11 protein-coding genes are annotated in these 12,414 nt (G+C 63.6%); 3 read left to right on the top strand and 8 right to left on the bottom strand.

The annotated features are described in order from the left end of the window. Positions 1-291: 291 nt before the first annotated feature. The 7 genes from ACVOMB_RS16245 to ACVOMB_RS16215 form a co-directional block, all read right to left on the bottom strand. On the bottom strand, positions 292-1,662 hold the full coding sequence (locus ACVOMB_RS16245; protein WP_481532123.1) for a leucyl aminopeptidase family protein: 1,371 nt from the start codon (positions 1,660-1,662) through the stop codon (positions 292-294). 33 nt (positions 1,663-1,695) lie between these two features. Then, positions 1,696-2,406, bottom strand: a complete 711-nt coding sequence (locus ACVOMB_RS16240) for an HAD family hydrolase (RefSeq protein ID WP_481532122.1) — start codon at positions 2,404-2,406, stop codon at positions 1,696-1,698. Positions 2,407-2,577: 171 nt separating this feature from the next. Beyond that, positions 2,578-3,669, bottom strand: a complete 1,092-nt coding sequence (locus tag ACVOMB_RS16235) for an AI-2E family transporter (RefSeq protein WP_481532121.1) — start codon at positions 3,667-3,669, stop codon at positions 2,578-2,580. Between the two features lie 45 nt (positions 3,670-3,714). Continuing rightward, positions 3,715-4,161: a protein sip-5 gene (locus ACVOMB_RS16230; RefSeq protein ID WP_481532120.1), complete on the bottom strand. Its 447-nt coding sequence runs from the start codon at positions 4,159-4,161 to the stop codon at positions 3,715-3,717. Beyond that, a complete protein-coding gene (locus ACVOMB_RS16225) occupies positions 4,158-4,643 on the bottom strand; it encodes a phage holin family protein (protein ID WP_481532119.1) in 486 nt (161 codons plus the stop codon). The genes ACVOMB_RS16230 and ACVOMB_RS16225 overlap by 4 nt, the downstream gene beginning before the upstream one ends. Before the next feature lie 5 nt (positions 4,644-4,648). Beyond that, positions 4,649-5,008, bottom strand: coding sequence for a hypothetical protein (locus ACVOMB_RS16220; RefSeq protein ID WP_481532118.1), 360 nt, complete (start codon positions 5,006-5,008; stop codon positions 4,649-4,651). A 120-nt stretch (positions 5,009-5,128) separates the two neighbouring features. After that, on the bottom strand, positions 5,129-6,559 hold the full coding sequence (locus tag ACVOMB_RS16215; protein ID WP_481532117.1) for a Do family serine endopeptidase: 1,431 nt from the start codon (positions 6,557-6,559) through the stop codon (positions 5,129-5,131). Between the two features lie 461 nt (positions 6,560-7,020). Here ACVOMB_RS16215 and ACVOMB_RS16210 point away from each other — a divergent pair, with 461 nt between their 5' ends. From ACVOMB_RS16210 to ACVOMB_RS16200, 3 genes are all read left to right on the top strand, one after another. Next, positions 7,021-9,174, top strand: a complete 2,154-nt coding sequence (locus ACVOMB_RS16210) for an adenosylcobalamin-dependent ribonucleoside-diphosphate reductase (RefSeq protein WP_481532116.1) — start codon at positions 7,021-7,023, stop codon at positions 9,172-9,174. 145 nt (positions 9,175-9,319) lie between these two features. Further along, positions 9,320-10,171 (top strand): histone, encoded by an 852-nt coding sequence (locus ACVOMB_RS16205; protein WP_481532115.1) that lies wholly within the window; start codon positions 9,320-9,322, stop codon positions 10,169-10,171. 84 nt (positions 10,172-10,255) lie between these two features. After that, a complete protein-coding gene (locus ACVOMB_RS16200; protein ID WP_481532114.1) occupies positions 10,256-11,095 on the top strand; it encodes a TSCPD domain-containing protein in 840 nt (279 codons plus the stop codon). A 46-nt stretch (positions 11,096-11,141) separates the two neighbouring features. Here ACVOMB_RS16200 and ACVOMB_RS16195 read toward each other — a convergent pair. Continuing rightward, positions 11,142-12,250, bottom strand: a protein-coding gene (locus ACVOMB_RS16195; protein ID WP_481532113.1) for an IS3 family transposase whose coding sequence is annotated in 2 segments (ribosomal slippage) — positions 11,142-11,989 and positions 11,989-12,250 — 1,110 coding nt in all. Because the reading frame shifts where the segments join, the coding sequence is not laid out codon by codon here. Positions 12,251-12,414: the final 164 nt, after the last annotated feature.

The raw sequence follows: 12,414 nt of genomic DNA, 5'->3' as shown, positions 1-12,414 counted from the left end.
CCCCAATGCCGAGCATGGCTCGGCACTACAGTTGAAGCATGCCCCAATGCCGAGCATGGCTCGGCACTACAGTTGAAGCATGCCCCAATGCCGAGCATGGCTCGGCACTACAGTTGAAGCATGCCCCAATGCCGAGCATGGCTCGGCACTACAGTTGAAGCATGCCCCAATGCCGAGCATGGCTCGGCACTACAGTTGAAGCATGCCCCAATGCCGAGCATGGCTCGGCACTACAGTTGAAGCATGCCCCAATGCCGAGCATGGCTCGGCACTACCAAAAGCCGGGACGCTTCAGGCGCCGTATCGGGTCTTCAACATCGCCCACGCCGAGCGCAACGCCAGGGCTTCACCGCCGGCCGGGCGGCCCGGGCGCTCGCCGTCGTTCCAGGCGTAGACGTCCAAGTGTGCCCACACCTGGCCTTCGTTGATGAAACGCTCCAGATACAGCGCTGCGGTCACCGAGCCGGCCATGCGCGAGCCGGCGTTGGCCAGGTCGGCTATGCCGCTGTTGAGGTAACGCAGGTAGGGACGCCACAACGGCATGCGCCACAGCGGGTCGCGGGTGGCGTCGCCGGCCTGCAGCCATTGGTTGGCCAAGGTGTCGTCATTGGCGAACAAGGCCGGCAGATCCGGGCCCAGCGCGATGCGTGCAGCACCGGTGAGGGTGGCGAAATCAAGAATGGTGTCCGGGTTCTGCTCGCTGACGTAGGTGAGCGCGTCGCACAGCACCAGCCGGCCTTCGGCGTCGGTGTTGTCGATCTCCACCGTGATGCCCTTGCGGGTGGTGATCACTTCGCCGGGACGGAAGGCATCGGGGCCGACGGCATTTTCCACAGCAGCCACCACCAGGGTCAGCTGCACTGGCAGTTGCTGCGCCATCACCAAGCCAGCCAGGGCGATGGCATGCGCGGCGCCGCCCATGTCCTTCTTCATGTTGCGCATGCCGTCGGCCGGCTTCAGGTCCAGTCCGCCGGTGTCGAAGCACACGCCTTTGCCGACCAGCGCCAGATGCGGCGCACCAGCCGTACCCCAGCGCAGCACGATCAAACGCGGCGCACGGTGCGAGGCGCGGCCGACGGCGTGGATGGTGGGGAAATTCATTTCCAGCAGTTCGTCGCCGGCAATCACTTCCAGTTCGCCACCATGGGCTTCGACCAGATCGCGCGCGGCGTCTTCCAGCTGCTGCGGACCCATGTCTTCGGTCGGTGTGTTGACCCAGTCGCGCACGCGCAGGCAGGCGGTCACCACATCGAGAATCTCAGCGACCGGTGTTGCCAGCAGTTGTGCGGCCGGGCGGGCCAATTTGCGGTAACGGTCGAAGCGGTAGCTGCCCAGGCCCCAACCAATCTGCAGGTTGGCGCTGCTGCTCGCGTCCAGCTCGTTGGCGACCTGCCAAGTGGTGCCGGCCGGCAGCGCGAACGGGGCGTGCGCATAGGCGTAGGCATCGGCGTGGTCGCCAACGCCGAGCACCGCACCGGCAATGCCGTTGTCGCCGGGGATCAGCAGCACGCTGTTCGGTGCGGCGTTGAACTGTTGTGCTGCGGCCCAGGCCTGCACGGCGGCCGGCTGCTGTGCCTTCCACGCGGCAAAGCCGTCGCGGTCCAGCACGTACAGCGGCAGGGCATTGGTGGAATCAGTGGTGTAAGCGGTAATCGGGGTCATGGTGTTCTCTTGCGTCTGCTGGCGGCCGTGGGCTTAGCGCTGCTGCGAGGATGCATTTGCATCCAACCAGTCGGCCAGTCCCGTCAGGGTGTCGAACTGCAGGTCGGGCTGCAGCTCGGTGTGGGTCCATGAATGTTCTTCGCGGTTGATCCAGCAACCACGCAGGCCAGCGCGCATGGCGCCGGCTACGTCCATTTCGGCATGATCGCCGACGTGCAGTACCTGCGCGTGCTCAACGCCAAGGCGTTCGCAGGCGGCATGGAAGATGCCCGGGGCCGGCTTGGCTGCGCCGAATTCGCGCGAGCCCAGCTGGAAGGCGAACAACTCGCCGATACCAATACGCTGCAGATCGGCATTGCCATTGCTCACAGCTGCCACCGGCACGCGCGCGGCGATGCGGCGCAGCGCGGCCAGTGCGTCGGGATAGAACTCGACCTGGTTGCGCGCGGCGTAGAACGCTTCATACGCAGGATCCAGCAGCTCCATGTTGGCGCCGCTTTTTTCCAGCGCCTCGGCAAGGGTCAGCCGGCGCAATGCGCTCAGGTCGTAATGCAGCTGCGGGTTGTCGCGGAACGAGCGTTCGCGCAGTTCACGCATGGCCGCGACCGGGTACATGCTGGCGGTGGCCGGGCTGTGTTGCAGCATCCAATCGTGCAGCACCTGGTCGATGCGAGCGCCGATGGGAGCGAACGGCCACAGCGTGTCGTCCAGATCGAGGGTGATGGCGAGTACGGGAAAGTTCATCCGGCCATTTTACGCCAAGCCCATGAGCCGGGCCTGTCGGGGCCGCGGCTGCCCGATCTTGCTTGTGGGAGCGGCGTGAGCCGCGAAGCAGGTACATCATCAGTTGGCATGGACGCGGATTCCGGTAGCACCATCAGCTTCGCGGCTTACGCCGCTCCCACAATAGGGACGCTACTCCAATAGCTTGGCCCAGCCGTGCATGCCGTCCACCCGGCTCAGCACCAGCTTCACGCAGACCAGCAGCGGCACCGCCAGCAGCAGGCCGACCATGCCCCATAGCCAGCCGAACAACATCAGCGCCAGGATCAGCATCAGCGGCGATATCGCCATGCGCCGGCCGAGCACGATAGGCGTGATGAATTGCCCTTCCAGCGTGTGCAAGGCCAGGTAGGCCAGCGCCGGCAGCAAGGCGGTCAGCGGATCGCGGAATTCGACGAAGCCCATCAGCAGCATCAGTACGATGCCGATCAGCGGCCCTACATACGGGGCGAAATTCAGCAGTGCGGCCACCGTGCCCCACAGCAGGGCTTCGGGCAGGGCGATGCCGAGCAGCATCAGCACGCCGGACAGGATCAGGCCCAGGCCGACGTTGATGATGGTGATGGTCAGCACGTAGCGCGACAGCTCGCGCTCGATCGAGCGCAGGATTTCGGCGGTGAAGCGCTTCTGCTGGCGGTTGGGTAGCAGCGCGATCACATGCCGCTGCAGGTTTTCGCCATAGATCATGAAGAACAGGGTCAGCAGCACCACCGCCAGCGCCGAGGCGGCCAGCTTGGGCGTGCGCACCAGAGCCTTGTAGGGATCGTCGAGCTGGGTGCGGATGATCTGCACCTTGCGGTTGCCTTCACCGCCAGCGGCGCGGGCGAAGCTCTCCGCCGCCAGGTTGGCCTGCTGCACCGGTTTGACGAAGTCCTGCACCTGCCGCGAGATCTGCCGCATCTGCTGCGGCGCCGCCTGCACCCATTCGGCGGCCGGGCCGGCCAGCTGCACGGTCAGCGCGGCGCTGCCAGCCAGGCCTGCCGCCAGCACCAGCAGTGCGCCGAGAAAACGTGGCAGGTGCAGTTTCTGTAGCAGGCGGATGATGGGGTTGCCGATCAGCGCGAAGAACATCGCCAGCAGCACCGGCAGGATCACTTCCTGTGCGGCCCACAACGTATAGCCCACCGCCAGCGTCGCCAGCACCACCAGCGAGACGGGCGCGCGTGGGCGCGGTGCAGGGGCTTCGGTGGGGCGGGGTATGGCTTCGGGCAACGGGTCAGACATGCGGGCAGCGCTCCGTGAACGGAACGGCGCGCAAGGGCGCCGTGCTCAGGATTCTGACAGCTCTGTCGCCGCTTCGGCGGGGCCGGGTGGCGTGTTGTTGCGCGCACTGGCGGCTGCAGCGGCGGGCGGCGGCGTGCTGTCCTCGTCGCCCTCGTCGTCGCCTTCATCAGCATCGGCCGCAGTCTGCCCGGCCATCACCCCGGCCGCAGCCGCAGCGGCGGCAAAGGAGGCGACCGAGGCCTGTGCGCTGCTGACCAGTCCGGACACCGAGCCGATCATCTGCAGCCAGCGGCTGCCGCTGAAGGCGCCGCCGGGCTCGAGCTTTCCGGCCAGAAAACCGCCGGCCAGACCGACAACCACGATGCGGCCGGGTGTCCACGCGCTGCGCCAGCTCTGGTTGAGCTGGTTCCAGTGTTGGGTGGCTTCCTCGCCACGCACCTGCACCACGGCTTCAGCGCGGCGTACACGGCGTTGCAGGGCTTCGAAATTCACGGTGTGTGCTCCCCGGGGATCTTCACTCCGGCATCGGGGTCTTCGCCATCGGGCTCATCAAACAGGCCCAGCCGCGACAACTGCCGGCGGGTGGCATGCATGCCGGTGTGGTGGAAGAAGTAGGACACCCGCCAGATCGCGTAGCCGGTGACGGCCAGGCTGGTAAGGGTGGGGATCAGCAGCGAGACGAACAGCGACAAGCCCATGTATTGCAGCATCGCCACCGCGGTGGCTGCCAACAGCAGCCACGCCGAGGCGCCGAACACGATGGCCACGCCGCTCCACGCCAATGAACGACCAAACGCGCTGCGCGCCAAGGACAGGTCGGCCGAAGCCAGCCGGCGCAGGGAGCGCAGCGTGTTGGAAGCCGAGTCCAGCGTCTGCCGGCCGGCTGCGCCAACCTGACGGATGCTTTCTTCCAGCCCGGGCGCCTGGCCCGGGGTGGAATCGTCGCCGGTGGGCGGTGTTGCGTTATCGCTCACGCCGATCAGTCGTTGCTGCGGGCGAGTTTGGCGATGATCCAGCCAGCGGCGAAGGCCACGCCGAACGAGGCCAGCGGACGCTCACGGATGAGGTCGGCGGCGCTGTCGAGCAGGTCCTTGCCCTTGTCCATCAGTGCGTCGACCTGTTCCTTGGCAGCGGCACCGCCCAGTTCAGCGGCAGCCAGGCCAGACAGCGCGCTGTCGGACAGTTCGGCCTTCATGTTGGCCTTGCCCAGACGCAGTTCGTCGCCGGCAGCACCGGCAGCGCCCTTGACGGCCGAGCCAGCGGCGGAAGCGGCGGACTTCAGGTGTGCGCCAGCCTCGCCCAGGTGGTCCTTCATGTTCTCGGTATTGGTGGGGCTCATCGTGATCTCCTGGTTTCAGCGGTTGCGCCAGATGGCGCGCGGTTGCAACAGAACTCAACAAATAGCAGTTGCCGGGTGTAAACAACGTTACGCCAGCACAACAAGATGCTCACTTGAACATCATCGCATCATCAATTGGCCACGCTGGCTGCCACCGCGCAGGATGCTCAACACCAGCTGCGGCGGGCGTTGGCCGAAGCTGGCGCGCCAACCGGCAAGGTCGGTGAACGCGCCGCTGCTGGCGGCAAGAATCACATCACCACCGGCCAGACCCGATTGCGCGGCGCGGCTGCCGCGTGCCACTTCGCTGACCAGCACGCCGTTGATGCCGGCTTGGCGCAGCGATTCGGGCAGGTCGGCGAAGGTGGCGCCGCTCAGGCGCGGATCCAGCGTGTCGCCGGCTACTGCGCGCGGTTGTTCCTTCAAAGTGGCCTTGAGCTGCAACGGCTTGCCGTCGCGGCGCACTTCCAGATCGACCGTGCGGCCTACCGTGGAGAGGCCTTCAAAGTTGTGCAGAGCCTGTGCGCTGTCCACGCGCTGGCCGTTGATCGCAGTGACCACGTCGCCGGCCTTGACCCCGGCCGCTGCTGCGCCGGAACCGGCCAGTACGCGCGTCACCAAGGCGCCGCGGGCTTCTTCCAGGCCCAAGCCCTGGGCGATCTGCGGAGTGAGGTTCTGGGTTTCCACGCCCAGCGTGCCGCGCACCACCACGCCCTTGGTGATCAGCTGCTCGACCACGTCGCGGGCAAGATTGGACGGAATGGCCAGGCCCAGGCCGATGTTGCCGGCCATGCTGCCCTGCGGGTTGTAGCTGGCGGTATTGATGCCGACCAGCTGGCCGTTGAGGTTGACCAGTGCGCCGCCCGAATTGCCCGGGTTGATCGAGGCGTCGGTCTGGATGAAGTTCTGGTAGCCCAGCCCGCGGATGCCGCTGCGGCCAACCGCCGAGACGATGCCCGAGGTGACGGTCTGGCTGAAGCCGAACGGGTTGCCGATCGCCACCACGAAGTCGCCGACGCGCAGCTGGTCGCTATTGCCCAGCGGCAGCGCGGTGAGCTTGTCGGCGGGGATGCGGATCAGGGCGATGTCGGTGTCGCGGTCAGAGCCGAGAAACTCGGCCTTGACCGTGCGGCCGTCGGCCAGGGTGACCTGCACGTCGTCGGCGTTCTCGACCACGTGGTGGTTGGTGAGCACATAACCGCGCGCTGCATCGATGATCACGCCCGAGCCCAGCGACTCGTTGATGCGCTCCTGCGGCACCTGCGGGAACAGGCGGCGGAAGAACGGGTCGTCGAAATAGGGGTTGCGTACCCGCACCACCTGTTTGGTATTGACGCTGACCACGGCCGGCATGGCCTGTTCCAGCATCGGCGCCAGCGACGGCACCGCCTGCCCGGCGACCGCGGACGGTAGCGCAGCGCTGGTGGGCAGTGCCGTGCTCAGCGAGGCGGCATCGGCGCGGTTGTCCAGGTGGGCATTGATGGCGGAGACGGTGAAGCCGCCAAAGGCGGCGGCCAGGGCCAGGGTCAGCAGGGTCGGGATAGGTCGCATTGCCGGGGGTTCCATGCGTGGGTGCCCGAGGGCGGCACCGGGGTGGGGCGGGTTGCTGAACACGAGTGTGGCGGGGGGCAGCTAAATCGGCAATGAAACTTCTGCATTGCCGCAATCCCAAGAGCCTCAAGCCCTGCACGGAATGCAATAGAGAAGACGTACATTTTTCGTTTGACATCACCCTGTGGGTGGGTAAGCTTGATCGGGTCATCACCCACTAGATGTTGGGTTGATGTGAAAAACGTCCCCAAGCAGTAGGGTTTGGTGCTTGGGGTGCAAGCACCCCAACGGAAGGCGTGCAATGACCGCGACAGTGATGCAGAAAACCGGAAATCTCCGGAATCCCCTCATCCCGCCGACAGGCGCGTAATCACGCGCCTGCGCGTCGTTGTCTTTGCTGCCCGGCCTGTTTGGGAAAAGAAAATCGCACCGCAAGGTGCCCCAGGAGAGTTTCCACAATCATGAGTACGGTGCGTCTGGAAGTGGTCAGCAATCAAACCAAGTCGGACATGATCCCTCTGCAACCTGCCTCGCAGGACATCTGGGAAAAGAAGTACCGCCTCACGACCAAGGCGGGCGAAGCGCTGGATGCCGATATCGACGGCACCTACCTGCGTGTGGCCCGTGCCTTGGCTGACGCCGAGGCTACCGACGACAAGCGTGCCTACTGGTATGAGCGTTTTGCCTGGGCCCTGCGCCGCGGCGCGATCCCGGCTGGCCGCATCACTTCCAATGCCGGCGCGCAGCAGCATAAGCCGGCAACCAGCACCATCAACTGCACCGTGTCGGGCACCATCACCGACTCGATGGACGGCATCCTGGAGAAGGTCCACGAAGCGGGCCTGACCCTGAAGGCCGGCTGCGGTATCGGTTACGAGTTCAGCACCCTGCGTCCGCGCGGTGCCTTCGTCGCCGGCGCTGGCGCCTACACCTCCGGGCCGATGTCCTTCATGGATATCTACGACAAGATGTGCTTCACCGTGTCCTCGGCCGGTGGCCGTCGTGGCGCGCAGATGGGCACCTTTGACGTATCCCACCCGGACGTTAAGGACTTCATCCGCGCCAAGCGCGAAGACGGCCGCCTGCGCCAGTTCAACCTGTCGTTGCTGATCACCGACGGCTTCATGGAAGCCGTCAACACCGACGCCGACTGGCAGCTGGTGTTCCCGATCAACACCAAGGAACAGGCCGAGCTGGACCCGTCCAGCGGTGAGGAAGTGGTGTGGCGCGATTGGCCCACCCACGAAAACTACATCGTCCGCGATGACGGCCTGGTGGCCTGCAAGGTGTATGGCCACATCCGTGCCCGTCACCTGTGGGACATGATCATGGTCTCCACCTATGACTACGCCGAGCCGGGTTTCATCCTGATCGACCGCGTCAACGAGATGAACAACAACTGGTGGTGCGAAAACATCCGCGCAACCAACCCCTGCGGCGAGCAGCCGCTGCCGCCGTATGGCGCCTGCCTGCTGGGCTCGGTGAACCTGACCAAGTTCGTGCGTGACCCGTTCACCGACAAGGCCTCGTTCGATTGGGACGAGTACAAGGAAGTGGTGCGCGTGTTCACCCGCATGCTCGATAACGTGGTCGAAGTGAACGGCCTGCCGCTGGAACAGCAGCGCAACGAGATCATGCGCAAGCGCCGCCACGGCATGGGCTTCCTCGGCCTGGGCAGTACCATGACCATGCTGCAGATGAAGTACGGCAGCACCGAATCCTGCGAGTTCACCGAAGCCATCGCCCGCGACATGGCCGTGGCTGGCTGGGAAACCGGCCTGGAGCTGGCCCGTGAGAAGGGCGCCGCCCCGATCATGGAAGAGCAGTTCCCGGTTACGGCCGCGATGCTGCGCCAGCGCCCGGAAATGAAGAAGGACGGCTGGAAGCTCGGCCAGAAGATCGCCGGCAAGGTGCTGCACGCCCGCTACAGCCGCTACATGCAGCGCGTGGCCACGGTGGCCCCGGAGCTGGTGGAAGAACTGGCCACGGTCGGTTCGCGCTTCACCCACCACAGCTCCATCGCCCCGACCGGCACCATCAGCCTGTCGCTGGCCAACAACGCCTCCAACGGCATCGAGCCCTCGTTCGCGCACCATTACAGCCGTAATGTGATCCGCGAAGGCAAGAAGTCCAAGGAAAAGGTGGACGTGTTCTCGTTCGAGCTGCTGGCCTACCGCCAGCTGGTCAACGACAAGGCCATGCCGTTCTCCGACGAGGCTGACGCCAAGCTGCCGGACTACTTCATCAGCGCCGACGACATCTCGCCCAAGGAACATGTGGACGTGCAGGCCGCCGCGCAGAAGTGGGTGGACAGCTCGATTTCCAAGACCGCCAACGTACCGACCGATTACCCGTACGAGCAGTTCAAGGATATCTACCGCTACGCCCACGAGCAGGGCCTGAAGGGCTGCACCACCTTCCGTTTCAACCCGGCTGCCTTCCAGGGCGTGCTGGTCAAGGAAGCGGATCTGGAGAACACCACCTACCGTTTCGAGCTGGAAGACGGCCAGACGGTGGAGGTCAAGGGCAACGAACAGATCGAGTACGACGGCGAAATGCACACCGCCGCCAACCTGTTCGACGCCCTCAAAGAAGGCTATTACGGCAAGTTCTAAGTGCCTTCATCGCCCTCCCGGCCGCGCGCTGGGAGGGCATGACGGTGGCTTCGTCGCCACCTTCATGTTGCGCGCTTGTTTCACGTTGCATCGGCTTCGATATAGCATCGCCACATTACAGACCCGATGCCCTTAGGAGGGCTTTATGAGCAATGGTAATGGTGTGACCGCGACCGTAACCCAGGTTGCCGAGAACGTGAAAGAAACCGTCAAGGAAACCGTCGCCCACGCGGGCGAGAGCATCGCGGCAACCGCCAGCGACGCCGTGGTTGCAGTGAAGGCCACTGCAAAGAAGGTTGAGGCTGGCGCCAAGAAGCAGGTCGTCAAGGTCAAGAAGGCCGTCAAGAAGGCTGAAAAGGCCGTCAAGAAGGCTGAGAAGGTCGTCGCCAAGAAAGCCAGCGCGGCAAAGAAAGAAGTAAAGAAGAAGGTTGCCTCCGTCCGCCAGAAGCTGGAAGCCGCCAAGGCCAGCGCCACGGCTGAAGCCACCGAGCTGAAGAAGAAGGGCGCCGGCAAGCGCGCAGCGACCAAGAAGGCCATTGCCAAGGTCGAGAAGAAGGCGGCTACCAAGGTCGCCTCGGCCAAAAAGACGGTGAAGGCTGCCGAGAAGAAGGTCGCCAAGGCCGTCAGCAAGAAGGCTGCTGCCGCCAAGAAGTCGGTGAAGGCCACCGAGAAGAAGATTGCCAAGGCTGTCGTCAAGAAGACCGCCGCTGCCAAGAAGGCAGTGAAGAAGGTCGAAAAGAAGGCTGCCAAGAAGGTCGCGGCCGTCAAGAAGACGGTGAAGGCCACTGAAAAGAAGGTCGCCAAGAAGGTTGCCAAGAAAGTAGCCGTCAGCAAGAAGACGGTTGCCAAGAAGGTTGCCCTGACCAAGAAGACCGTGGCCAAGAAGGCCGCCACCGCAAAGAAGACGGTTGCCAAGAAAGCAGCCAGCGCCAAGAAGACGGTTGCCAAGAAGGCCGCCGCAGTGAAAAAGGCCGTCAAGAAGGCCACCCGCAAGTAAGCCGCACCGCGCGCCCCGTCCCACAGGGACGGGGTTGCCGCCACCTGCATCGCAGCACCACAACGTATAACCAGGATTCGCACCATGGCCGTCAAGATCGACAAGAAAATCAAGGGTTACTCCGTCGTCACTCCGGACGACAAAGCCCGTGAAGCAGCCGCGGCAAAGGCCACGGTCACACCGGCCCAGGACGAATCCCCGATCGACAACATCGTGCACATGCACGAGCGCATCGAGCGCCCGGAAGTGCTGATCGGCAGCACCTACAAGATCAAATCACCGCTGGTGGAGCACGCTTTTTACGTGACCATCAACGACATCGTGCTCAACCAGGACACCGAGCACGAGCTGCGCCGCCCGTTCGAGATCTTCATCAACTCCAAGTCGATGGAGCATTTCCAGTGGATCGTCGCACTGACCCGCATCATGTCCGCCGTGTTCCGCAAGGGCGGTGACGTCACCTTCATCGTTGACGAAATGAAGGCCGTATTCGACCCCAAGGGCGGCTACTTCAAAGCCGGCGGCGTGTACATGCCGTCGCTGGTGGCCGAGCTCGGCTCCATCGTCGAAGAGCACATGAAGTCGATCGGCCTGCTGCACGACCCGGAAATGAGCGCCCACCAGCGCGCCCTGATCGCCGAGAAGCGCAAGCAGTTCGAAGAACGCTCAAAAAAAAACAGTGAAGTAACTGCAGCGCCGGCGCAAAGCGCCGCGCTCGCTCCCTCCCTTTCGCAAAGCGAAGGGGAGGGCCGGGGAGGGGTAGCTCTTGAAGTTGCCGTTGCCTCCGAAGCCGACTCCGAAAGCGCCGACAACGGCAGCTTCCCGGCCGCAGCCACCATGTGCCACAAGTGCAACACCAAGGCGCTGGTGATCATGGACGGCTGCCAGACTTGCTTGAATTGTGGGTATAGCAAGTGCGGATAAGTGCATCCGCTAAATATATTGGATTCATTTGTCGACTCCCCGTAATTTAGTGCCAGGCTAAATTAGAGGTTTCCGGCTCGTGGAACTGGCGAAACTCGGCGGGCGTAAGCCCGCCAAGGCTGTCGTGAGGGATCTCGGTGTTGTAGTCGGCTAGCCACTGCTCCGCCTGTTCGCGTACTTCGTTGAGATTACGGAAGACGTGCATATCCAGCACGCCACGTCGGAAGCTGCCATTGAAGCGTTCGATGAAGCCGTTCTGCATCGGCCGTCCTGGCTCGATGAAATCCAGCGCGGTGTTCTTGCGCTCAGCCCATTCCGCCAACGCCAAGGCGATGAACTCGGGGCCGTTGTCCAGGCGAAGCTTTGCGGGATAGCCGCGCCACGCCGCAATTCGTTCCAAAGTGCGGATGACCCGCGTAGCCGGTAAATTCAGATCAACTTCGATGGCCAAAGCCTCGCGGCTGAAATCGTCGATTACGTTGAATGTCCGGAACCTTCGCCCATCCCAAAGCGCGTCGGACATGAAGTCGATCGACCAACTGCCGTTGATCTGCTCGCCGGCCACCAACGGCATCGGGTGCCGGTTTGGAAGACGCTTCTTTCCTCGCCGACGCTGATTCAGCTTCATCAGGCAGTACACACGCCAGACACGCTTGTGATTCCAGACCAAACCGCGGCGACGAATCAGTAGAAACAGCTTACCGAAGCCGCGCTCCGGAAAACGCTCACAGAGCTCGGCCAATAGCGCGATCACCTCTTCGTCCCGATCCGGTCGATGGCGGTAGCGTGCCGTCGACCGTGGCATCCCAATCGCCGCACAGGCCCGGCGTTCGCTCCAGCCGTGGCGGTCCTGCAGCCAGGCCAAGAGCGGGCGCTTATGCGCCGGGTCTAAAGCTTTTTTGCAATCAGATCCTTCAGCGCATGATTCTCCATCGCCAGTTCGGCGTACATCCGCTTGAGCTTTGCGTGCTCAGCTTCAACGTCCCGCAACCGCTGCACGTCCGAAGCTTCCATGCCGCCGTACTTGGACTTCCAGACGTAGTAAGTCGCATCGGAAATGCCAAGTTCACGGCAGACATCCTTGACCTGCCTTCCAGCCTCAACCTGCTTCAACGTCGTAACGATCTGACTCTCGGTGAATTTGCTCTTGCGCATCAGTGGTCTCCTTGGGGCTAGATTGCCCGGAGACCTCTAAGAATGCCTGGATCAAGTTTACGGGCAGGCGACAAGTTTCCCCAGCTTCGTCAAAGTGAACCGCATCAGGATCACGGCCGAGTTTCGCTCCGCCTTTCTGCTGCTTCAGTAGCGAAATTCCCGCT

The organism is Stenotrophomonas sp. STEN018, assembly GCF_056760235.1.
This window is presented reverse-complemented; position numbering and strand designations above follow the sequence as displayed.

Excerpts from the sequence above, each read along its gene's own strand:
- ACVOMB_RS16245 (WP_481532123.1), bottom strand. The coding sequence starts at position 1,662 with ATGACCCCGATTACCGCTTACACCACTGATTCCACCAATGCCCTGCCG.
- ACVOMB_RS16240 (WP_481532122.1), bottom strand. The coding sequence starts at position 2,406 with ATGAACTTTCCCGTACTCGCCATCACCCTCGATCTGGACGACACGCTG.
- ACVOMB_RS16235 (WP_481532121.1), bottom strand. The coding sequence starts at position 3,669 with ATGTCTGACCCGTTGCCCGAAGCCATACCCCGCCCCACCGAAGCCCCT.
- ACVOMB_RS16220 (WP_481532118.1), bottom strand. The coding sequence starts at position 5,008 with ATGAGCCCCACCAATACCGAGAACATGAAGGACCACCTGGGCGAGGCT.
- ACVOMB_RS16215 (WP_481532117.1), bottom strand. The coding sequence starts at position 6,559 with ATGCGACCTATCCCGACCCTGCTGACCCTGGCCCTGGCCGCCGCCTTT.
- ACVOMB_RS16210 (WP_481532116.1), top strand. The coding sequence starts at position 7,021 with ATGAGTACGGTGCGTCTGGAAGTGGTCAGCAATCAAACCAAGTCGGAC.
- ACVOMB_RS16205 (WP_481532115.1), top strand. The coding sequence starts at position 9,320 with ATGAGCAATGGTAATGGTGTGACCGCGACCGTAACCCAGGTTGCCGAG.
- ACVOMB_RS16200 (WP_481532114.1), top strand. The coding sequence starts at position 10,256 with ATGGCCGTCAAGATCGACAAGAAAATCAAGGGTTACTCCGTCGTCACT.